We start from the raw sequence: 18,595 nt of genomic DNA on the forward strand, positions 1-18,595 counted from the left end.
CGGACATTCACGCTGAGGCCCGCCGCGGCACCCTTCGACGCGCTCTGACACGTCGAAGGGGCCGCGGCACGGACGACGTTCAGTGCACGAGAACCGGGCTGCTCTCCGACTCGACTGCGCCCTGAGGCAGCAGATCCTCCTTGCGCCCGCGCACCATCGTGATGGCGATGGCCGAGGCCACGACCATGCCGACCGCTGCCCCGATGAACACTCCGCTGTAGCCGCCCGTGAGCGTTCCGAGCCCGACCTGACCCTGTGCGTGACCGCCGACGATGACCGCGTACACCGCCGTGAACACCGACAGACCGATCGATCCGCCGATCTGCATGGCGGAGTTCGTGACCGCCGAGGCGACGCCGGCATCATGCGGCGCGACACCCGTCAGCGCGACGTTCTGCAGCGGGATGAAGACGAACGCCATGCCCATCCCCATCACCAGCAGGGCCGGAGCCACCTGGACGAAGTAGTTTCCTGCTGGCGTGATGAACGACAGATAGATCAGAGCGGCGGCGACGACGAGTGGACCGCCGATGAGCATGGGACGCGGACCGATCTTGCCGAGCATGTTGGTCGCAAGGCCGGCGAACACCATGGTGCCCAGCGGCAGCGGGAGGCTCGCGACGCCTGCCTCCATCGCCCCCATGCCGAGCACGATCTGCAGGTGGAAGGTGAGGTACAGCGTGGCGCCGATCATGACGCTGCCGGCGACCGCCTGAATGAGGAATGCCCCGCCACGCACCCGATGGGTGACAACATGCAGCGGCAGCAGCGGATTGCTCACCTTCGTCTCGATCCACACGAACACGGCGAGCAGAACCACGCCGAGGGCGATGAAGGTGATGGTGAGCGGGTTGCCCCAGCCGGTCTCTGCGAGGCTGAAGCCGTAGACGAGCGTCCCCAGGCCTGAGGTCACGAGAACGGCACCCCACAGGTCATAGCGGTTGTCGCCTTCGGCCTTGCTCTCGGTGAGGAACAGCGCCCCGCCGATGAGGCCGACCGCGACGAAGAACAGGTTGACCAGCAGGCACCAGCGCCAGTCGAGGAACTCGGTCAGGAATCCTCCGAGCACCATGCCGACCGCGGCACCGGCTCCAGCGACCGTGCCGAATACAGCGAAAGCCGTGTTGCGCTCTTTCCCCGACGGGAACAGCACGGTCAGAAGCGCGAGGGCAGCGGGCGCGAGCATCGCCGCGAAGACTCCCTGCAGGGCTCGGCCGAGGATGAGTTCCCAGCCGGCGGTGGCCATGCCCGCGTACAACGAGGCACTGCCGAAGCCGATCATGCCCACCATGAACGTGCGTTTGCGGCCCCAGTAGTCGGCGATGCGCCCGCCAAGGAGCAGCAGTGCGCCGAACGAGAGGGCGTATGCGGTGACGACCCACTGACGCAGGTGATCATCCATCTGCAGCGCGATCTGCGCCTGAGGAAGAGCGATGTTGACGATCGTGCCGTCGAGGACGACGACGAGTTGTGTCAGAGAGATGACGAACAGAGCCCACCATCTGGCCTTGGGGTGAGCGCGCAGGGGTGAAGACATGGAAAAACCTCCGGTGTCTGGTGAGGATGCCGGAGGTTTCAAGCCTCGGACCAGCCCCCGTTCTCGGCGCTGACCGCCTCAGCGAACGGTGCTGAGCAGAGTTCGATTGTATCGGATACGACGCCGTGGATTCGAGCCGGAAGGTCCCCTGACCCACCCTCGCCACGACGATCGACACGCGGTCATGCAGTGTGCAATATGCACTTTCACCTGTGCGACGTGGGGGCTGCGCGATGCGAGATCTGGGCTGCCCTCCGCCCTACAGGGGCCGGATTTGACCCTCCGGCAGGGCTTGTGCCCGCTTCGTCGTGGCTACCGACTTCCGCTCTATTCCTCTATGTCGTGCGTCCAGTTCGCCTGCTGGATCCGGTTGTCCAGCTCTCGCAGCTCCTGCGCGACGCCGTCCGCTGCCGCGCGCAGTTCTGCGACAGGCAATGCGGCGATCTGCCGCAACTCGGAGCGCATCTGCCGCATCCCCGAATTGGTTCCGGATGCTGCGGCGGCAGCATCCGCCAACAGAGAATGCTGCAGGCGCAGAACATCGCGGGCGGCGAGCGCGTCGGTCATGGTGCCGTCCGCGCCGAGCGCGAGGCGGGCGTTGGTCGCGTTGATCCGGCGGATCAGGTCGCGCAGTTGGCCGAGGGCAGCTTCGGCCTCCCCGAGGAGAGCTGCCGCGTCTTCCGCCGGCTCCTCGCCCTCCTGATAGCGGGCGTTCGCGGTGATACGGGCGCGCAGTTGTTCGATGCGACGCTGCAGATCTGCTCGGGCCGTCAGTGCCTCAGCGAGTTTCATGCTGTCATCCTTGCAGGGCGCAGCATCGGATGTAACACTGCGTCACACTCCGTCGGCATCAGCGCCGGCGCAGCAGGCCCGCGCGTTCGGGGTTCTGCTCGAACCACTCGGCGACGTACCAGCAGACCGGATCTATCTTGCGGTCTCCGCGACTCTCGATGTCGTCGACCGCGCCTTCGACGACGCGGGCCGCGTGCCCGTTTCCGCGGAATGTCGGGATTGTGAAGGCCCTGGTCAGGGCCACCGTGCTGCCGTCATCGCGATAGTCGAGAACGCTCACGAGCACGCCGTCTCGAGTGAGTGTGTATCGCGAAGCATCCTTCTCGTCGGTGAGGATGAAGCCGTCGACGATGTGCGAAGCAGTCATCGTTCCACGGTAAGCCCGACCAGCGGAACAAGGCGACGTTTTGACACAACCCGACTTTCTCAGTAATAATCCACCCATGACCACCAACGCGCGCCCCTCGTCCGCCCAGGAGGCGAACAGGACTGCCGGGATGATGATGCCCGGTTGCGTTGGCATGTGTTGCCGAATGTGTAGCTGACCCCAGCCGCCCCGCCACGCTCCCCGCATTCGCGATCTGCGAAGAAGGAGCCCCGAGCACCCACCTGCGTGCTCGCTCCCGGCCCTCTCGGTCATTCACGCAACACATCCGAGCCGCATCGGCTCACCCTTCGCAAGGAACCCATCATCATGTCGAACATCGCAACCCTCGAGCGTCCCGCCACCCGCGCCCCTCATCTCCGTGCTGTTCCGCCCCTCGTCGAACCGGCACCCGCCGTCGCCGCCGACCTTCCTGCGACCCGCTCACCGCGTGGCTTCGCCCTCTACGTCGGACTCGATGAGATCAAGGCCGCCGAAGCCGGCGTGAGCCTGCCGCTGCTCGTCGACGCCCTCCGTCGCACACTCGCCGAACTCGCGCCCGGCGCCGAGACCCACGCCACCGTCGCACTCGCCCCGCACGGCTCAGGCGGCCGCGACCTCGACGTCGTGCGCCTCGCCCTGCAGGAGCCGGGTGCGATCGCCCGCACCAAGGCCGCCGAGGAAGAAGAGCAGGATGAGGACTACGGCGTCACCGTCGACATCTCGCGCAAGCGCGTACTGATTGACGGCGACTCGGCCGCGTTCACGTACAAGGAGTTCGAGCTGCTGCAGTACCTCGTGCTCCGTGAGGGACGCACGATCGAGCGCACCGAGCTCGTCGGCGCACTGTGGCAGTCGCCCGACGACGAGACACCAGGCGAGCGCACGATCGACGTGCACGTGCGCCGCCTGCGCGCCAAGCTCGGCCGTTACGAAGACATCGTCCGCACCGTCCGCGGCGTCGGCTATCGCTTCGACCGGCACGCGGACGTCGTGATCCGCTACGGCCACGGCACGCCTTCGCCCGACCGCTTCTGAGGGGTTGCACCGGCTCCCGCTTCCGCGGCGCTCCCGCTTCCCCGGCTGCACCGCTCCCGCATCCGCGATGTGGCGCGCGTGGTCGCCTCCGCGACCCTAACGCGACCAACAGCGCCACCTCACGGCGCGCATCCGGGCCGCAGCATCCACAAGGTGTCGCGCGTGGTCGCCTCCGCGACCCCAACGCGACCAACAGCGCCACCTCCCGGCGCGCACCCGGGCCGCAGCATCCGCGATGTGGCGCGTGTGGTCGCCTTCGCGGCCCTAACTCGTCCAACAGCGCCACCTCACCGCGCGCACCCGCCCCGCAGCATCCGCGATGTGGCGCTCGTGGCCGCCTCCGCGACCCCAACGCGACCAACAGCGCCACCTCCCGACGAGCACCCGCGCCGCAGCATCCACAAGGTGTCGCGCGTGGTCGACTCCGCGACCCCAACGCGACCAACAGCGCCACCTCCCGACGAGCACTCGCGCCGCAGCCCCGGGCCGCTTCGGCTCGGTGTCAGGCGTCGGACGTAGGGTGTTCGCATGACCACCACAGCGGATGCCGCAACCGCAGCACCCGCGACGGGTCCGCCGCGCTCGACCGTGTATCGCCCGCCGCACCCATTGCGCCTCATGCGCACCGTCGGATCGCTCATGCGCGGGCCGAAAGACCCGACGATGCTCGTCGCCGGCACGACGCTGTGGCGCGCGAGCCGCACGCCCGAGGGAGTTGCGACACTCGCGCTGCGCCAGGCGTCCGACGGAGTGCACGCGACAGCGTGGGGAGCGGGAGCCGAGTGGGCCCTCGCACAGCTGCCCGCCCTCTGCGGCGCTGACGACGACGCGAGCGGGTTCGATGTGTCGAGTCTCACCGAGGCGGGGTACCCGTTCCTCGCGGACGTCGCTCGCCGCACGATCGGTCTGCGCCTCACCCGCACCGATCTGATCTTCGATTCGCTCGCCAGCGCCGTGATCGAGCAGAAGGTCACGTCGTTCCAGGCGTTCGGCGCCTGGCGCGTGCTGATCACGCGCTTCGGCGAACGCGCACCCGGTCCGACACCACGACCGATGTTCGCACCACCGACGATCGACGGTTGGCGTCTGATTCCCTCGTGGGCGTGGCATCGCGCCGGTGTCGAGCCTCCGCAATCCCGCGCTATCGTGCGCGCCGCCGAACGCGGCCAGCGGATCAGTGATGTCGTACTCGCGGCGCAGACCGGCGCTGAGCGTGACCGCATCCTCACCAGCCTGCCCGGCATCGGCGTGTGGACATCGGCAGAGACCCGCATCCGAGCCCTCGGAGACCCGGATGCCGTGAGCGTCGGCGACTACCATCTCGCCCACGAAGTCGGCTTCGCCCTGACCGGAGCGCGCGTCGACGACGACGGGATGCTGGAGCTCCTGGCGCCCTGGGCAGGTCACCGCCACCGCGTGATCCGTCTCATCCTCGCGAGCGGCGTGCGTGAAGCCCGTCGAGGCCCGCGCCTGGCACCAGAGGATCACCGCAGGCGTTGATGACCTGCTCTCGTTCACGGTGCTCCCCTTCGCTGCGACTCTTCGACCCGGCAGAAACCCCGACCTGTCCGACGACACCCCTAGGCTGAGGTCATGGCGGCATCGAAGAAGCAACGCTGGAGTTGGCTCGGCGGCACGGTCGTCCTCGTCGTGCTGGGAGTGGTCATCGGTCTCATCCTGCAGAACGTCTGGCTCGGGCTCCTGCTCGCCGCCATCGTCTCGCTGGTCTGGCTGATCGCGGTCGAATCCCGCAAAGGCGACAACGCCGGAGTCAACGACGAATCCAACGGCATCGAACTCTGACAGCGACGGCCGCAACCATCGGAATGTCCGCGGCACCGGTTAAGGTCGTCGACATGTCGACCGGCACGCTCGCGTCACCCGTAGGCCGACTCACCGTCGTCAGTGACGGCGAGTCGATCACACGCGTCGCCTGGAGATCTGCGCCCTCACCCGAGAACGGTTCAGAAGAGCACGATCCACTACTGACCGAAGCGCTCCACCAGCTGCGCGCGTACTTCGACGGTCGACTCACCCGCTTCGACGTGCCTTTCGACCTGGGGCGCCAGACCGAAGTCACCAGCGCTGTACTGACGGCGTTGGCAGGGACGGTCGCTCACGGCGAGTCGATCACTTACGGTGAGCTCGCGGCCAGGAGCGGCACCAGCATTCCCGCTCGAGGAGTCGGCGCTGTCATGGGCGCGAACCCTGTCCCCATCATCGTGCCGTGCCATCGCGTCGTCGCCAGCGATGGCTTGGGCGGCTATTCGGGCGGCGACAGCGGGCAGGGCCTTCTGACGAAGCGCTGGCTGCTCGAGTTCGAGGGCGCCCTTCCGTCCGCACTCTTCTGAGCCTGCTCGACGATCGCGGAGACGTGAGCAAGACTGGCGAGATGCCGCTTTTCGATCATCTGGGGATCACCGTCGACGACCTTGCTCGCGGGATCACGCAGTTCGACCCCGTGATGCAAGCACTCGGATTCACACGCGTCGACGCAGAGAACAGCGTCTCGTGGCAACGCGACGACGAGACCGAGTTGATCCTCTTCCCCGCCCGCGAAGCAGACACAGGACGACACCGACATGGGCACATCGGATGGCAGCACCTCGCCTTCGCCCTCGACTCCCAGACCGAGGTCGACCGCCTCCATGCGATCGCCGTGGATGCCGGATGGACGGTCGTGCGCGAACCCAAGCTCTATCCGAGATTCAACGACCGCTACTACGCATCATTCGTCGAGGATGACAGCGGCATCCGGATCGAGTTCATGCACAATCCACCCCGCAAGAACGCGGGAGGCTGAACGCTCCCGTGAACGAATCCTTCGGAGGTCACCGCCAGAGCGTGAGCTTGTCGGGGTTGCGGACGATGTAGACCTCGGTGATCCGATCACCTGTCACGTCCACCGAGATGACCGAATCGGTGCGGCCGTCGATGGTGACGAGGAACGCCAGCCCCTCCGGAGTGAGCGTCGGTTCAGTGATCGCCGTCGGCTTGAGGTGCGAGATCCCGAGCAGGAATCGCGCGACGCGATCTGCGCCGACGACGGGGCGGCGCGCCGCGGAGACCTTCCCACCGCCGTCCGAGCGCAGCACCACGTTCGGGTCGAGAAGAGCGATCAGCGTCGATAACTGTCCTGTCATCGTCGCCTCGGCGAAGGCACGGGCGACCGCGTCATGCTGCTGCCTCGACGCGGCGCCTGCCCGGCGTTCACGCACGCGACGGCGCGCCTGAGATGCCAGCTGACGGCTCGCCTCCGGACTGCGCCCCACCGTCTCGGCGATCTCGGCGAATGGCATCGCGAACACGTCGTGCAACACGAAGGCGACGCGTTCGGCCGGCGTGAGCGATTCGAGCACGACCATCAGTGCGACGCTCACGGACTCATCCAGCGTGATCCGGTCCAGAGGATCGATCGGCACTGCCGACGCGATCGCGGACTCCCCCGGAAGCGGCTCCGGCAGCCACTCCCCGACGTAACGCTCTCGGCGAGCGCGGGCGGAGCCCAGCATGTCGAGGCAGATGCGGCTCGCGACCCTGGTGAGCCAGGCGGGAGGATTCTCGATCCGCTTCCGATCGGCATCCGACTGCCGATACCACCGGACGTACGTCTCCTGCACGGCATCCTCGGCATCGGCGACTGTGCCGAGCATGCGGTACGCGAGCGCGAGCAGCGTCCGCCGCTCCTTCTGCAGTTCGTCGACCTCGTCCATCTCGTCACATCCTTCCGCACAGTCGACGATGCGGCCAGCAGAAATGTGAGTCGTGACCTCACACTCTTCGCGGCTGTCTCGTCGAAGAGGCATGAGCATGACATTCAGGCGCATCCTGCTGTGGGCGACTGCGGCCGTCGGAGTCTTCGTCGGACTGTGGGCCGCGATATGGCCTGCCGCGTTCTATGACGCGTTCCCTGGATTGGGCCGGGTGTGGATCGCCGTCGACGGGCCGTTCAACGAACATCTGATCCGCGACGTCGGCGCCCTGTATCTCGCGCTCGCTGCGGCGAGCATCGCGGCCGCATTCACCAGGGGTCCGGAATCAGGGCGGGTGGTCGGAGTCGCATGGACCGTGTTCGGTCTGCCGCACCTGATCTATCACGCGACGCAGTTCGGCGGGATGCCGCTGATCGATGTGATCGGCAACATCATCGGTCTCGGCGGGAGCCTTGTGCTGGGGATCCTGCTCCTGCTTCCCGGCCCCGGCCCGCGCCCCCACCGGCCGGACCCGGAGACCGTCCACGACAAGAAGGAGAACCACCGATGAAGATCGCCATCGCCGGAGGAACAGGTGTCGCCGGACGTCCGACGGTCGAGGCCGTGCGCAATGACGGACACGAGGCGGTGGTCCTCAGCCGTTCTCGGGGCATCGACCTCATCAGTGGAAAGGGACTGGCAGCGGCGCTCGCGGGCGTCGACGTCGTGATCGACACGGCGAACGTGACGACGATGGATGCCGCGGTCGCGACCGAATTCTTCACCACAGCGACGGCCAATCTCATCAGCGCCGGCGCCGACGCCGGCGTCGGGCACATCGTCCTCCTGTCGATCGTCGGAATCGATCGAATGCCGCACGACTACTACGCCGGCAAGCTCGCACAGGAGAAGGTCCTCGAGACCTCCTCGGTGCCATGGACGATCCAGCGCGCGACGCAGTTCCACGAGTTCGCCGGTCAGATCTTCGCGCGGGCGAAGTTCGGGCCGCTTCACCTCGCCCCGCGAGCGCGCACGCAGCCGATCGCCGCACGCGATGTCGGCGAACGTCTCGCCTCCCTCGCTCACGGAGAACCGCTCGGCCGTGCGCAGGACATCGGCGGCCCTCGCGAGGAAGCCCTCGATGCGATGATCAAGGCGTATGCCCGCGCGAGCGGCCACCGCGGTTGGATCCCATCGGTCAGTGTGCCGTCCGCGCAGATGAAGGGAATGCGCGAAGGGCTCGCGCTGCCCGGCACGGAGGCGCTGCTCGCCACCGAGACCTTCGAGGAGTGGCTCGCAGCACGCTGAGACGGCCCTCTAGACTGTCGGGCATGGGTTTCATAATCAAGAGCGCGCTGTTCGACACGCGCTGCTTCACGTTCCGCGACCGCCGCGCCTGACGGCGCGTTTGATGGTCGCATAACGCCACTGCGCGTCGTCGTTCCGGATGTCCTGCACCCGGAGGCGCGTTCGCCGTGCCCTCGCACGCCCGCAGCCGGGTGCTCCTTTCCTCACGACTGGAGCGCATCTTGCGACCTCGATCCCATACCGGAGGCCGACACGAACTCGGCCAGAACTTCCTCATCCACCGCCCGACCCTCCAACGGCTCGCGTCGCTCACCGCAGCCACCGACGGTGCGATCCTCGAGATCGGCGCCGGCGACGGAGCCCTGACGCAGCACCTCGCCCGTCTAGGGCGTGATCTGCGTGCCATCGACATCGATGCGCACCGTGTGGAGCGACTGCGCACACGCGTCCACGGCGCGAGCATCCATCACGCCGATGCACTGCACGAGCCGTTGACTCGACCGGTGATCGTCGGGAACATCCCGTTCCATCTGACGACGCCGTTGCTGCGCCGATTGCTGAACACCGAAAGATGGCGGCACGCGATTCTCCTCACGCAGTGGGAGGTCGCGCGCAAGCGCGCCGGAGTGGGGGGCTCGACCATGATGACCGCCCAAGCGGGACCTTGGTACGTGTTCCGGCTGCACGACCGTGTTCCCGCACGCCACTTCCGGCCGATGCCGGCCGTGGACGGCGGCATCCTCTCGATCGAACGACGCGCGGCTCCACTCGTGCCGGATCGCGATAGGCGCCGGTTCGAACGGTTCGTCGGCGCCGTGTTCCGAAGCCGAGGCAACGGTATCCGGCAGATTCTCCGCAGCGCAGGGCATCAGCCGGCGATCGTCGATCGGGCTCTCGGTGAGTCCGGTATCGCTCGAGCGGCGCTGCCGAGGGATCTCTCCCCCGAACACTGGGCACGCCTGTGGCACCTCGTCGACGAGGGCGGCCGCCGGAGGGGAGGACAATAGACGTGTGAGTCTCTTCGCCTTCGGCCCGTCGCCAGGACCTCGATGGCAGCTGGGACTCCAGGCCGCGCTGGGTCTCGCGGTGCCAATCGCGGTCATGACGCTGCTCGGCCGGCCCACCCTCGGGTTCATCGCCGCGTCCGGTGCGTTCACCGTGCTGTTCGCGGGGTTCTCGCCCGTCGTCGAACGCGCCAGGGTGCTGCCGTTCGTCGGCGCCGGGCTGATCACCAGTGCGGCGCTGGGCGTCCTCGTCGCGGACGATGCATGGCTGGTCAGCATCGGCGTCATCGTCGTCGCCATCGTCAGTGCCGGACTCGCGTTCGGGTTCCGGCTGGGGCCGCCTGGGCCGTTGTTCTTCGTCCTGGTGTTCGGACTGTCCGCCCACGTGATCGCGACGGGTGCAGTAGGGCCGGTCGCATACATCGCAGCTTTCGCCGCGGGGTGCGTGTTCTCCTACCTGGTGACGCTGACTCCGCTGCTGCTGCGGAGGGTCAGGGCGAAGCGATCGCGTCCGCTGCGAGACCTGCTGCCCGGTCCGGCACTCGACGCGGACGCTCGAGTACTGCTGCTGCGCGTCGTCATCGTCTCAGTGCTCGGAGTGCTGCTCGGCCTCTTCGTGGACCCCGGCCGCAGTTACTGGATCGTCGGCGCGGCGATCGCTGTGATCGGCGTGGCCGCAGCCCGGAGGGCCGCGTTCCAGCGTGGCCTGCACCGGATGCTCGGCACTATCGTCGGCGTCGGCGCTTACGCACTGCTGTCGCTGCTGCACCCGGCCGGCCTCTGGCTGGCGTTGCTGCTCGGCGCCCTGCAATTCACGATCGAGTTGGTCGTGATCCGCAACTACGCTCTCGCGCTCGTCTTCATCACTCCGCTCGTGCTGCTGCTCACCGGAGCGGCGACCGGCGAGATCGGGTCGATGGACGTCGCGCTGGAGCGGATCGTGGACACCATCGTCGGTGCAGTCCTCGGCGCAGCATCCGGCGTCCTTCACCCACGTAGGACGAAGAGTTGATCCGAAGCGGCGTCAGCCGATCGCGAGCTTGACCAAGAGCGCTTCGAGCTGAGCGCGCTCGGCGGCGTCGAGTGGCGCGAGCAACGTCTCCTCGGTTGTCAGATGGACGGGATACATCTCATCTATCAGTGTTCGTCCGCTCTGCGTCAGCGTCACGACCCGACCACGTCCGTCTTCGGCGAGCGGATGCCGAGCGACCAGCCCCCCAGCCATCAGACGATCCACTCGCTTCGATGTCGCCCCCGCGGTGACCATGGTGTGCTCCGCGATCTCACCCTGCGGCAGTGTGAACGGGTCACCCGCTCGACGAAGCGCGCACAGCACATCGAACTCGCCCTCGCCGATCCCGAAGCGGCGATAATTCTCGACGAGCGCCGCGGTGAAGTCGTCCGAGATCCGACGCATCCGGCCGATGATCGCCATCGGACTCGGATCAAGATCAGGCCGCTGCTCACGCCATTGCTGGACGAAACGCGCCACCCGGTCGATCTCTGACATGCGACCCATCTTACTTTCCGCGGAACGTATACTCGTTTCCATGGAAAACATATCCGCGCGCTCTCTCCGCATCTGGAGTATGGCGCGCTGGCCGCTCGTCGCCGCGATCGGGCCGATCGCGTTCGGTTCGACCTACTGGGTGACGCGGGAGTTCCTGCCTGCCGACTCGCCACTGTGGGGTTCGGCCATCCGCGCCCTGCCTGCTGGACTCGTGCTGCTTCTCGTCGTACGGCGGCTCCCCCGCGGCGTGTGGTGGTGGCGTTCGATCGTGCTCGGCACGTTGAACATGGGATTGTTCTTCTGCCTGGTCTACGTGGCCGCGCAGCTGCTGCCCTCCAGCGTCGCCGCATCGGTGACCTCGGTGGCGCCGCTGATGATCGCGGCCTTCGCCTGGCTGATCCTGCACGAGCGGGCCACCGCACGCGTGCTGATCGGAGCGGGCGTCGGGGCCGCAGGCGTGCTGCTCATCGTCGGAACCGCCACAGGGCGGCTGGACATCTGGGGCATCTCGGCGTCGTTCGCGTCGATGGCCATGTCGGCTCTCGGCGCGATCCTCATGAAGCGGTGGAACGACGGCACACCTGTGCTCACCGTCACCGCATGGCAACTGGTCGTCGGTGGCATCGAACTGACCTTGGTCGCCGCGCTGTTCGAGGGCGCACCGCCCTCCGTCACCCCCTCTGAGCTCATCGCGTTCGCCTACATCAGCCTGATCGCGACCGCGCTCGGCTTCTTCTGCTGGTTCAGCGGGTTCAGGCATCTGCCTGCCGGCGTCGTCGGAGTGATCGGCCTGCTCAACCCCGTGACGGGTGTCGCACTCGGCGTGCTGATCAGCGGTGAGACGCTCAGCCCACTGCAGCTGATCGGTGTCGCTCTCGTACTCGGCAGCGTCGTACTGGTGAATGCTCGGCGAGACCGCACGACACGGGTCCCACCGATGAGCGCTGTTCGGCGCGCGCGGATCTGAGCGCCCGGAACTGGGCGCCGATCAGCGCATTCCGAGCTGCGACTGCATCACCACCGCGGCCGCACCGAGAAGCACGAGATCAGGATCGTTGGCGCCGACCTCGATGTTCAGGCCCTCACTGATCGCGGGGCGCAGTCGTGAGTGGATGCCATCGATCACACCATCGGCGAACGGCCCCTCGACAAGTGCGGCGGGTCCGACGACCACGACGACGTTGATGTTCAACATGATGACGATGGGGGCGAGCACCTCGCCGAGGATGCGTCCGGACGGTTCGAGGATCGCCTCGCCCTCGTCCTTGAGTCGTCGCACCAGGTGCGGCGCGCCGACGACCATGTCGAGGCAGCCGCGGCGTCCGCAGGGGCACAGGTCTCCGTCTGGCGCGACCGTGAGGTGTGCGATCTCACCGGCGGCGAACTGCTCGCCCAGCACGGGCTCGCCGCTCGCGAGCACGGCGGCACCCACACCGTTGTCGAGCGCGACCACGATCGCGTCGCGGCCGGAGCGATTTCGCACTCTGCCGAGGCCGAGCGCGAGCAGATTGACATCGTTGCCGACGACGGTGGGGATGCCGGTGCGCTCGTGAAGGATGTCGGCGAGTGGCACGTCGCGCCAGCGCAGCAGCAAGCTCCGGCACGAAATCAGTTCCTACGAACTCGATCCGAGACGGCGCTATCTCACCAGTGCCATCGTCGCGGGGTCACGGTCGACAAGTTCACCGGCTGTCGCTGTGATGACCCGGCGCATGGCCGCCGCGGCACGGGTGGGATTGACGTCCGAGCGATGGGCGAGACCGATCGTGCGGATCAGGCGCGGGTCGATCAGCCGCACGGAGCGCAGCGTCGGCCGATCGAGCAGCACCATCGCCGGCACGACCGCGACGCCGAGCCCTCTTTCCACGAACCGCAGCACAGCGTCCATCTCGGCACCCTCCACGACCGGAGTCGGGGCGAGCCCGGCGGCTCGGAACGCAGCATCCGTCACCGCTCGCAGGTCGTAACTCTCCGCGAAGAACACGAGGGGGAGGCGCGCGAGAGCGTCCAGGTCGATGCCGTCGTCCGCGACCGGCGCATGCTCGGCCGACGACACGACAACGAGCTCCTCCGTGAGCAACGGTGTGCGCACGAGCACTGAGCCCGACACGGGCAGGGCGTCCGACAGTGTGATGAGCGCCATATCGACCGTGCCGGCGGCGAGCTGCTCGATCAACACGTTCGACCCCGCCTCCGTGAGCTGCAACTCGACCCCGGGGTGCGCGGCGTGAAAGGCCGCCATCGCCTCGGCGACGAGACTGATGCAGAGCGTGGGGGTGGCGCCGAGGCGCACGCGCCCGCGCTGAAGCCCCGCGAGCTCGCCCATCTCGGCGCGGATGGTGTCAGCATCCGCCAGCATGCGTCGCGCACGAGGCAGCAGAGTCTCACCGGCGTCGGTGAGCGAGATGTTGCCCCTGGCACGATGGAACAGCTCTGCACCGAGTTCGATCTCAAGGGAGGAGATCTGGCGGCTCAGCGACGGCTGGGCGAGATGCAGCTTCGCGGCGGCCTGTGTGAAATGCCCGAGGTCGGCGACTTCGACGAAGCCGCGCAGCTGCTCCAGATTCATGTCTTCACGCTATCAGGACAAGTGAAACTATGCATTGGAGTTATCGAAGACAACTTCCTAGCGTTGAAGGATGAGCACACGCGAACGACAGATCTCCACCACCGTCCTGGTCATCGGCACCGGCGGATCCGGCTTGCGCGCCGCCATCGAGGTGGCAGAGCGCGGGGTCGACGTGCTGGCCGTGGGCAAGCGGCCGCGCAACGACGCCCATACCTCCCTCGCCGCCGGCGGCATCAACGCCGCACTCGGCACCATGGACACCGACGACACCTGGCAGCAGCACGCCGCTGACACGATCAAAGAGAGCTACCTGCTCGCCAACCCGCACACGGTCGAGGTTGTCACGCAGGGGGCGGAGCGCGGCATCCGCGATCTCGAGCGCTGGGGCATGGACTTCGCGCGCGAAGACGACGGACGCATCTCGCAGCGCTTCTTCGGCGCGCACACCTTCCGGCGCACAGCCTTCGCCGGCGATTACACGGGGCTCGAGATTCAGCGCACCCTCGTACGACGGGCCGAGCAGCTCGACGTGCCGATTCTCGACGGCATCTACATCACGCGCATCCTCGTCAAGGACAATGTCGTGTTCGGCGCATACGGGTTCGATCAGAACGACGGCACTCGCTACCTGATCCACGCGGATGCCGTGATCCTCGCGGCAGGCGGTCACACCCGCATCTGGCGCCGCACGTCGTCGCGTCGCGACGAGAACACCGGCGACTCGTTCCGCCTCGCCGTCGATGCCGGCGCGCGCCTGCGCGACCCCGAACTCGTGCAGTTCCACCCGTCAGGGATCATCGAGCCCGAGAACGCCGCCGGCACCCTGATCTCAGAGGCCGCCCGAGGCGAGGGCGGTGTACTGCGCAATGCGCTCGGCGAGCGCTTCATGTCGAAGTACGACCCGGAGCGGATGGAGTTGTCCACTCGCGACCGCGTCGCCCTGGCCGCCTACACCGAGATTAAGGAGGGCCGCGGCACCGAGAACGGCGGTGTCTGGCTCGACGTGTCGCACCTGCCGCGCGAGACGATCATGAGCCGCCTCCCCCGCGTCTACCAGACGATGATGGAGCTGCAGATGCTCGACATCACCACCGATCCGATCGAGATCGCGCCGACCGCGCACTACTCGATGGGCGGGGTGTGGGTGCGTCCGGAAGACCACGGCACCGACGTCGACGGGCTCTACGCGATCGGCGAGGCGTCCAGCGGACTGCACGGCGCGAACCGCCTCGGCGGCAACTCCCTGATCGAGCTTCTCGTATACGGCCGCATCGTCGGTCAGGCGGCGATAGCGCACGCCTCGTCACTGGATGCGCAGAGGCGGTCGCCTGAGGCCGTCGCACGTGCACGGGCCGAGATCGACGACCTCCTGGCCTCGGATGGCCGGGAGAACGTGCGTGCGCTGCAGCGCGCGATCCGCAACACCATGACCGAGCACGCGGGTGTTGTCCGATCCGCAGAAGGGCTGCGGGCAGGCCTTGCAGACATCGATCTCATCGAGGGGCGGATGGAGGACATCGGCATCCATCCCGACATCGCCGGCTTCCAGGATCTCGCGCACGCCTTCGATCTGAAGGGCTCGGCTGTCGCCGCGCGCGCGACCCTCGAAGCTGCGCTCGAGCGGCGCGAGACCCGCGGGGCCCACAACCGCAGCGACTTCCCCGACGCGGACCCGACGCTGCAGGTGAACCTGGTCTGGTCGCCGATGAGCGGTGTGACGCGCGAGGAGATCCCGCCGGTGCCCGAAGAGATCCACGCGCTCATGCGCGAGGTCTCGTCCGAGGGCAAGCTCGTGGAGTGACCAGTCGCCGACCACCATTGAAGATCGCCGGCGCGCGGCGCAGACTGGTTGCATCCGCGCACCCATCCGTAGGAGCGATCATGCCGAATCTCAACCCCTACCTGTCCTTCCGCGACACCGCCCGTGAGGCGATGGAGTTCTACCAGGGCGTCCTCGGTGGAGACCTCGCCGTCAGCACGTTCGGCGATATGCCCGATAGTGGAGCCGCTGAAGGCGAGGAGAACCTCGTGATGCACGCGCAGCTGAACGCTCCCGGCGGGCTCGTGCTCATGGCATCCGACACCCCCACCGGCATGGAGTACCAGAAGCCTCAGGGGCTTTCGGTGTCGCTGAGCGGCGGCTCAGTCGACACTGACTACCTGCACCGCGCCTGGGACGGCCTCGTCGATGGCGGAACAGCCATCATTCCGCTGGGCGCAGCTCCCTGGGGCGGCGAATTCGGCATGCTGGTCGACCGTTTCGGCATCTCGTGGATGGTCGCGATCGAGGACTCGTTCTCGTCACAGTCCGATTGAGGTCAATCAGCTGTGCGCCGCGTCAGCTCGACAGGACGGACAGGATGTTGCCGGCCGGGTCCTTGAACCACGCGATGTCAGGGCCCTGCCCGGCAGCCTTGCCACGCATGATGCCCTTCTCGTCCTGGTCCATGCCGTCATACCGATCCATCACGACGCCCTTGGCGAGGAGCAGATCCACGACCGCGTCGATGTCTTCGACCGGGAAGTTGAGGATGGTGAAGTTCGCCGGCTGGTGATCGTCCTTGGGATAGATCAGCACCGCGCCGCCCTTCGGCAGCTGAACCGAGATCAGGCCGCCCATGCCCTCGTCCTTGACGACCAGGCCGAGCACACCTTCGTAGAAGTGGCGCGAGGCTGCGATGTCGTTGGACGACATGCCGCTGAACGCATCGGAGTTCTCGAACATCCCTGCTCCCTCTGTGAGTCACTGTGAATACCCGCGTGCACCGACAACACTTCCACTGCGTCCGCTCGCTGTCCACGGGTGCACGAGAAAGGGGCCGCATCCAGGCGGATGCGGCCCCTCGTCCCTTGGGTCAACTGATCTTCTTGCGGTAGATCGCGATGGCGAAGCCGTAGGCGACCACGAGGATGCCGACGAGCCATGCGAGTGCGATCCAGATGTCCGCGCCGACGGGCTGCTCGGCGAACAGGGATCGGATGCTGTTCACGATCGAAGTCACCGGCTGGTGCTCTGCGAACCAGGCCACAGGGCCGGGCATCGAGTCGGTCGGCACGAATGCGGAGCTGATGAACGGGAGGAAGATCAACGGGTAGCTGAATGCACTCGCGCCGTCGACCGTCTTCGCAGAGAGCCCTGCGATCACCGCGAGCCACGTCAGGGCGAGAGTGAACAGGATCACGATGCCGGCGACCGCGAGCCATGCGCCGAAGGATGCCCCAGTGCGGAAGCCCATGATCGCCGCGACTCCGATGACGATCGCGACCGAGATCAGGTTCGACACCAGTGATGTGAGCACATGTCCCCACAGCACGCTCGATCGAGCGATCGGCATCGACTGGAACCGTTCGAAGATGCCGCCCTGCATGTCGAGGAACAGCCGGTACGCCGTGTAGGCGATGCCGGATGCGATCGTGATCAGCAGGATGCCGGGGAGCATGTAGTTGATGTACGACTCGTCGGAGCCGGTGTCGATCGCCCCGCCGAGCACGTACACGAACAGGAGCATCAGCGCGATCGGGGTGACCGCGGTGGTGATGATCGTGTCGGGGCTGCGGAGGATGTGGCTCAGTGACCGGCCCGTGAGGACGCGCATGTCGCTGAGAACGTGGGAAGCCATCAGAGGTCCTTTCCGGTGTTTGGTGCCGTCTCGGTCTCGCCGGTCTCGCCCACGAGGGCGAGGAAGACGTCTTCGAGGGAAGGCTGCTTCTCGATGTACTCGACCTTCGCCGAGGGGAGGAGCTGCTTGAGTTCGGCGAGCGTGCCGTTCTGGATGATGGTGCCCTTGTGCAGGATCGCGATCCGGTCGGCCAGCTGCTCCGCCTCGTCGAGGTACTGCGTGGTCAGGAGCACCGTGGTGCCGGCCTTGGCGAGATTCTTCACGGTCTGCCAGACCTCGATCCGTGCCTGCGGGTCAAGACCCGTCGTCGGTTCGTCGAGGAAGATGATCGGCGGGTTGCCGATCAGGCTCATCGCGATGTCGAGGCGGCGGCGCATGCCTCCGGAATACGTTGCCGCCCTGCGTCCACCCGCATCCGTGAGCGAGAACCGAGCGAGCATACCGTCGGCGATCGCACCGGGATCTTTGAGGTGACGAAGTCTCGCGACCAGGATGAGGTTCTCGCGTCCGGTGAGCACCTCATCCACTGCAGCGAACTGACCCGTGAGACTGATGGACTGACGGACGTCGTTCGGCGCCGTTGCGACATCGAATCCATGGACGGTGGCCGTGCCGGCGTCCGCTTTCAGGAGCGTCGACAGGATCCGCACGAGCGTGGTCTTGCCGGCGCCGTTGGAGCCGAGGAGCGCGAAGATGCTCCCTGACCGGACATCGAAGTCGACCCCTCGCAGCACCTCGAGGTCCTTGAAGGACTTGTGGATGCCGCGCACCTGGATGGCTGCGGTGGTCATGAGCGGTTCTCCTTTCCGATGGCGCTGTCGATCGCCTTGGTGAGGCGGGCGCGCTCCTTGTCGATCCATTCCTTGCCCTGATAGGACTTGGCGAACGTCTCGGTGAAGTCCACCGGGTCGTCGCCGACGATGTCCTGCACGGGCGTGCCGTCGACGGCAGCCCGCTCCCACAGGTCGACGAGATCCGTGAACATCTGTGCCAGAGTGTCGCCGCTGGTGATGCCGCCGTAGTACATGAAGTACCGGTTCATCGCCGTGGCTGCGGTCCGATACGGCTCCGGAAGAGCCTCCATGCGGGCTTTGTCCTGCTTGTACTGCTTCTTCTGCTCGAGCGATCCGGTGACCACTTCGATCCACTTGCTTGCCATGT

The 18,595-nt window shown here is 66.8% G+C and carries 23 protein-coding genes; 12 read left to right on the top strand and 11 right to left on the bottom strand.

Annotated features, from left to right (window positions below; genetic code table 11):
• Nucleotides 1–79 precede the first annotated feature (79 nt).
• The 3 genes from ACP7AR_RS09540 to ACP7AR_RS09550 all read right to left on the bottom strand — a co-directional run bounded on the left by ACP7AR_RS09540 (nt 80) and on the right by ACP7AR_RS09550 (nt 2,696).
• Entirely contained in the window at nt 80–1,537 is a 1,458-nt protein-coding gene (locus ACP7AR_RS09540; RefSeq protein WP_426185086.1) for an MFS transporter, read from the bottom strand.
• Between the two features lie 327 nt (nt 1,538–1,864).
• Nucleotides 1,865–2,329 (bottom strand): DIP1984 family protein, encoded by a 465-nt coding sequence (locus tag ACP7AR_RS09545; protein ID WP_426185088.1) that lies wholly within the window; start codon nt 2,327–2,329, stop codon nt 1,865–1,867.
• Nucleotides 2,330–2,387: 58 nt separating this feature from the next.
• Complete coding sequence (locus tag ACP7AR_RS09550) at nt 2,388–2,696, bottom strand: GNAT family N-acetyltransferase (RefSeq protein ID WP_426185090.1); 309 nt, start codon at nt 2,694–2,696, stop codon at nt 2,388–2,390.
• A gap of 327 nt (nt 2,697–3,023) precedes the next feature.
• Between ACP7AR_RS09550 and ACP7AR_RS09555 the strand changes: the two genes are divergently transcribed.
• The 5 genes from ACP7AR_RS09555 (at nt 3,024) to ACP7AR_RS09575 (ending at nt 6,534) form a co-directional block, all read left to right on the top strand.
• Nucleotides 3,024–3,731 carry a winged helix-turn-helix domain-containing protein gene (locus ACP7AR_RS09555; RefSeq protein ID WP_426185092.1) on the top strand — a complete coding sequence of 236 codons (708 nt, stop codon included), beginning with the start codon at nt 3,024–3,026 and terminating at the stop codon, nt 3,729–3,731.
• Between the two features lie 528 nt (nt 3,732–4,259).
• Nucleotides 4,260–5,231, top strand: a complete 972-nt coding sequence (locus ACP7AR_RS09560; protein ID WP_426185094.1) for a DNA-3-methyladenine glycosylase family protein — start codon at nt 4,260–4,262, stop codon at nt 5,229–5,231.
• 93 nt (nt 5,232–5,324) lie between these two features.
• Nucleotides 5,325–5,534, top strand: coding sequence for a hypothetical protein (locus ACP7AR_RS09565; protein ID WP_426185096.1), 210 nt, complete (start codon nt 5,325–5,327; stop codon nt 5,532–5,534).
• Between the two features lie 53 nt (nt 5,535–5,587).
• Nucleotides 5,588–6,082, top strand: a complete 495-nt coding sequence (locus ACP7AR_RS09570) for a methylated-DNA--[protein]-cysteine S-methyltransferase (protein ID WP_426185098.1) — start codon at nt 5,588–5,590, stop codon at nt 6,080–6,082.
• A 41-nt stretch (nt 6,083–6,123) separates the two neighbouring features.
• On the top strand, nt 6,124–6,534 hold the full coding sequence (locus tag ACP7AR_RS09575) for a VOC family protein (protein WP_426185100.1): 411 nt from the start codon (nt 6,124–6,126) through the stop codon (nt 6,532–6,534).
• A 28-nt stretch (nt 6,535–6,562) separates the two neighbouring features.
• On the opposite strand, the gene sigJ is transcribed toward ACP7AR_RS09575, so the two are convergent.
• A complete protein-coding gene (gene sigJ / locus ACP7AR_RS09580; RefSeq protein WP_426185102.1) occupies nt 6,563–7,444 on the bottom strand; it encodes an RNA polymerase sigma factor SigJ in 882 nt (293 codons plus the stop codon).
• 91 nt (nt 7,445–7,535) lie between these two features.
• Here sigJ and ACP7AR_RS09585 point away from each other — a divergent pair, with 91 nt between their 5' ends.
• The 4 genes from ACP7AR_RS09585 to ACP7AR_RS09600 all read left to right on the top strand — a co-directional run bounded on the left by ACP7AR_RS09585 (nt 7,536) and on the right by ACP7AR_RS09600 (nt 10,747).
• On the top strand, nt 7,536–7,994 hold the full coding sequence (locus tag ACP7AR_RS09585; protein ID WP_426185104.1) for a hypothetical protein: 459 nt from the start codon (nt 7,536–7,538) through the stop codon (nt 7,992–7,994).
• Entirely contained in the window at nt 7,991–8,731 is a 741-nt protein-coding gene (locus ACP7AR_RS09590) for an SDR family oxidoreductase (RefSeq protein ID WP_426185106.1), read from the top strand. The genes ACP7AR_RS09585 and ACP7AR_RS09590 overlap by 4 nt, the downstream gene beginning before the upstream one ends.
• 221 nt (nt 8,732–8,952) lie before the next feature.
• Nucleotides 8,953–9,738, top strand: coding sequence for a 23S ribosomal RNA methyltransferase Erm (erm, locus tag ACP7AR_RS09595; RefSeq protein ID WP_426185108.1), 786 nt, complete (start codon nt 8,953–8,955; stop codon nt 9,736–9,738).
• A 4-nt stretch (nt 9,739–9,742) separates the two neighbouring features.
• The gene (locus ACP7AR_RS09600; protein ID WP_426185110.1) at nt 9,743–10,747 is read left to right on the top strand and encodes an FUSC family protein; all 1,005 of its coding nucleotides are present in this window, start codon (nt 9,743–9,745) and stop codon (nt 10,745–10,747) included.
• A gap of 12 nt (nt 10,748–10,759) precedes the next feature.
• On the opposite strand, the gene ACP7AR_RS09605 is transcribed toward ACP7AR_RS09600, so the two are convergent.
• Nucleotides 10,760–11,245, bottom strand: coding sequence for a MarR family winged helix-turn-helix transcriptional regulator (locus ACP7AR_RS09605; protein ID WP_426185112.1), 486 nt, complete (start codon nt 11,243–11,245; stop codon nt 10,760–10,762).
• Between the two features lie 40 nt (nt 11,246–11,285).
• Here ACP7AR_RS09605 and ACP7AR_RS09610 point away from each other — a divergent pair, with 40 nt between their 5' ends.
• On the top strand, nt 11,286–12,212 hold the full coding sequence (locus tag ACP7AR_RS09610) for a DMT family transporter (RefSeq protein ID WP_426185114.1): 927 nt from the start codon (nt 11,286–11,288) through the stop codon (nt 12,210–12,212).
• Nucleotides 12,213–12,233: 21 nt separating this feature from the next.
• On the opposite strand, the gene ACP7AR_RS09615 is transcribed toward ACP7AR_RS09610, so the two are convergent.
• Nucleotides 12,234–12,839, bottom strand: a complete 606-nt coding sequence (locus tag ACP7AR_RS09615; protein ID WP_426185116.1) for an ROK family protein — start codon at nt 12,837–12,839, stop codon at nt 12,234–12,236.
• A 45-nt stretch (nt 12,840–12,884) separates the two neighbouring features.
• Nucleotides 12,885–13,814: a LysR family transcriptional regulator gene (locus ACP7AR_RS09620; protein WP_426185118.1), complete on the bottom strand. Its 930-nt coding sequence runs from the start codon at nt 13,812–13,814 to the stop codon at nt 12,885–12,887.
• Between the two features lie 70 nt (nt 13,815–13,884).
• Between ACP7AR_RS09620 and ACP7AR_RS09625 the strand changes: the two genes are divergently transcribed.
• Nucleotides 13,885–15,615, top strand: a complete 1,731-nt coding sequence (locus tag ACP7AR_RS09625; RefSeq protein WP_426185120.1) for an L-aspartate oxidase — start codon at nt 13,885–13,887, stop codon at nt 15,613–15,615.
• Between the two features lie 80 nt (nt 15,616–15,695).
• Nucleotides 15,696–16,130 carry a VOC family protein gene (locus ACP7AR_RS09630; protein WP_426185122.1) on the top strand — a complete coding sequence of 145 codons (435 nt, stop codon included), beginning with the start codon at nt 15,696–15,698 and terminating at the stop codon, nt 16,128–16,130.
• A gap of 22 nt (nt 16,131–16,152) precedes the next feature.
• Here the strand turns inward: ACP7AR_RS09630 and ACP7AR_RS09635 are convergent, their stop codons facing one another.
• The 4 genes from ACP7AR_RS09635 to ACP7AR_RS09650 form a co-directional block, all read right to left on the bottom strand.
• Nucleotides 16,153–16,539, bottom strand: coding sequence for a VOC family protein (locus ACP7AR_RS09635; protein WP_426185124.1), 387 nt, complete (start codon nt 16,537–16,539; stop codon nt 16,153–16,155).
• A 130-nt stretch (nt 16,540–16,669) separates the two neighbouring features.
• Complete coding sequence (locus ACP7AR_RS09640; RefSeq protein ID WP_426185126.1) at nt 16,670–17,434, bottom strand: ABC transporter permease; 765 nt, start codon at nt 17,432–17,434, stop codon at nt 16,670–16,672.
• On the bottom strand, nt 17,434–18,225 hold the full coding sequence (locus ACP7AR_RS09645; RefSeq protein WP_426185128.1) for an ABC transporter ATP-binding protein: 792 nt from the start codon (nt 18,223–18,225) through the stop codon (nt 17,434–17,436). Before ACP7AR_RS09645 ends, ACP7AR_RS09640 begins: the two co-directional genes overlap by 1 nt.
• Nucleotides 18,222–18,593 (bottom strand): DUF1048 domain-containing protein, encoded by a 372-nt coding sequence (locus tag ACP7AR_RS09650; RefSeq protein WP_426185130.1) that lies wholly within the window; start codon nt 18,591–18,593, stop codon nt 18,222–18,224. The genes ACP7AR_RS09645 and ACP7AR_RS09650 overlap by 4 nt, the downstream gene beginning before the upstream one ends.
• Nucleotides 18,594–18,595: the final 2 nt, after the last annotated feature.

The sequence above is a fragment of the Microbacterium sp. TWP3-1-2b2 genome, assembly GCF_049896145.1.
GTDB lineage: Bacteria > Actinomycetota > Actinomycetes > Actinomycetales > Microbacteriaceae > Microbacterium.

What these genes read in the sequence shown, in the direction of transcription:
- ACP7AR_RS09540 (WP_426185086.1), bottom strand. Translation starts at nt 1,537, where the DNA reads ATGTCTTCACCCCTGCGCGCTCACCCCAAGGCCAGATGGTGGGCTCTG.
- ACP7AR_RS09545 (WP_426185088.1), bottom strand. Translation starts at nt 2,329, where the DNA reads ATGAAACTCGCTGAGGCACTGACGGCCCGAGCAGATCTGCAGCGTCGC.
- ACP7AR_RS09550 (WP_426185090.1), bottom strand. Translation starts at nt 2,696, where the DNA reads ATGACTGCTTCGCACATCGTCGACGGCTTCATCCTCACCGACGAGAAG.
- ACP7AR_RS09555 (WP_426185092.1), top strand. Translation starts at nt 3,024, where the DNA reads ATGTCGAACATCGCAACCCTCGAGCGTCCCGCCACCCGCGCCCCTCAT.
- ACP7AR_RS09560 (WP_426185094.1), top strand. Translation starts at nt 4,260, where the DNA reads ATGACCACCACAGCGGATGCCGCAACCGCAGCACCCGCGACGGGTCCG.
- ACP7AR_RS09565 (WP_426185096.1), top strand. Translation starts at nt 5,325, where the DNA reads ATGGCGGCATCGAAGAAGCAACGCTGGAGTTGGCTCGGCGGCACGGTC.
- ACP7AR_RS09570 (WP_426185098.1), top strand. Translation starts at nt 5,588, where the DNA reads ATGTCGACCGGCACGCTCGCGTCACCCGTAGGCCGACTCACCGTCGTC.
- ACP7AR_RS09575 (WP_426185100.1), top strand. Translation starts at nt 6,124, where the DNA reads ATGCCGCTTTTCGATCATCTGGGGATCACCGTCGACGACCTTGCTCGC.
- sigJ (WP_426185102.1), bottom strand. Translation starts at nt 7,444, where the DNA reads ATGGACGAGGTCGACGAACTGCAGAAGGAGCGGCGGACGCTGCTCGCG.
- ACP7AR_RS09585 (WP_426185104.1), top strand. Translation starts at nt 7,536, where the DNA reads ATGAGCATGACATTCAGGCGCATCCTGCTGTGGGCGACTGCGGCCGTC.
- ACP7AR_RS09590 (WP_426185106.1), top strand. Translation starts at nt 7,991, where the DNA reads ATGAAGATCGCCATCGCCGGAGGAACAGGTGTCGCCGGACGTCCGACG.
- ACP7AR_RS09605 (WP_426185112.1), bottom strand. Translation starts at nt 11,245, where the DNA reads ATGTCAGAGATCGACCGGGTGGCGCGTTTCGTCCAGCAATGGCGTGAG.
- ACP7AR_RS09610 (WP_426185114.1), top strand. Translation starts at nt 11,286, where the DNA reads ATGGAAAACATATCCGCGCGCTCTCTCCGCATCTGGAGTATGGCGCGC.
- ACP7AR_RS09620 (WP_426185118.1), bottom strand. Translation starts at nt 13,814, where the DNA reads ATGAATCTGGAGCAGCTGCGCGGCTTCGTCGAAGTCGCCGACCTCGGG.
- ACP7AR_RS09625 (WP_426185120.1), top strand. Translation starts at nt 13,885, where the DNA reads ATGAGCACACGCGAACGACAGATCTCCACCACCGTCCTGGTCATCGGC.
- ACP7AR_RS09630 (WP_426185122.1), top strand. Translation starts at nt 15,696, where the DNA reads ATGCCGAATCTCAACCCCTACCTGTCCTTCCGCGACACCGCCCGTGAG.
- ACP7AR_RS09635 (WP_426185124.1), bottom strand. Translation starts at nt 16,539, where the DNA reads ATGTTCGAGAACTCCGATGCGTTCAGCGGCATGTCGTCCAACGACATC.
- ACP7AR_RS09640 (WP_426185126.1), bottom strand. Translation starts at nt 17,434, where the DNA reads ATGGCTTCCCACGTTCTCAGCGACATGCGCGTCCTCACGGGCCGGTCA.
- ACP7AR_RS09645 (WP_426185128.1), bottom strand. Translation starts at nt 18,225, where the DNA reads ATGACCACCGCAGCCATCCAGGTGCGCGGCATCCACAAGTCCTTCAAG.
- ACP7AR_RS09650 (WP_426185130.1), bottom strand. Translation starts at nt 18,593, where the DNA reads ATGGCAAGCAAGTGGATCGAAGTGGTCACCGGATCGCTCGAGCAGAAG.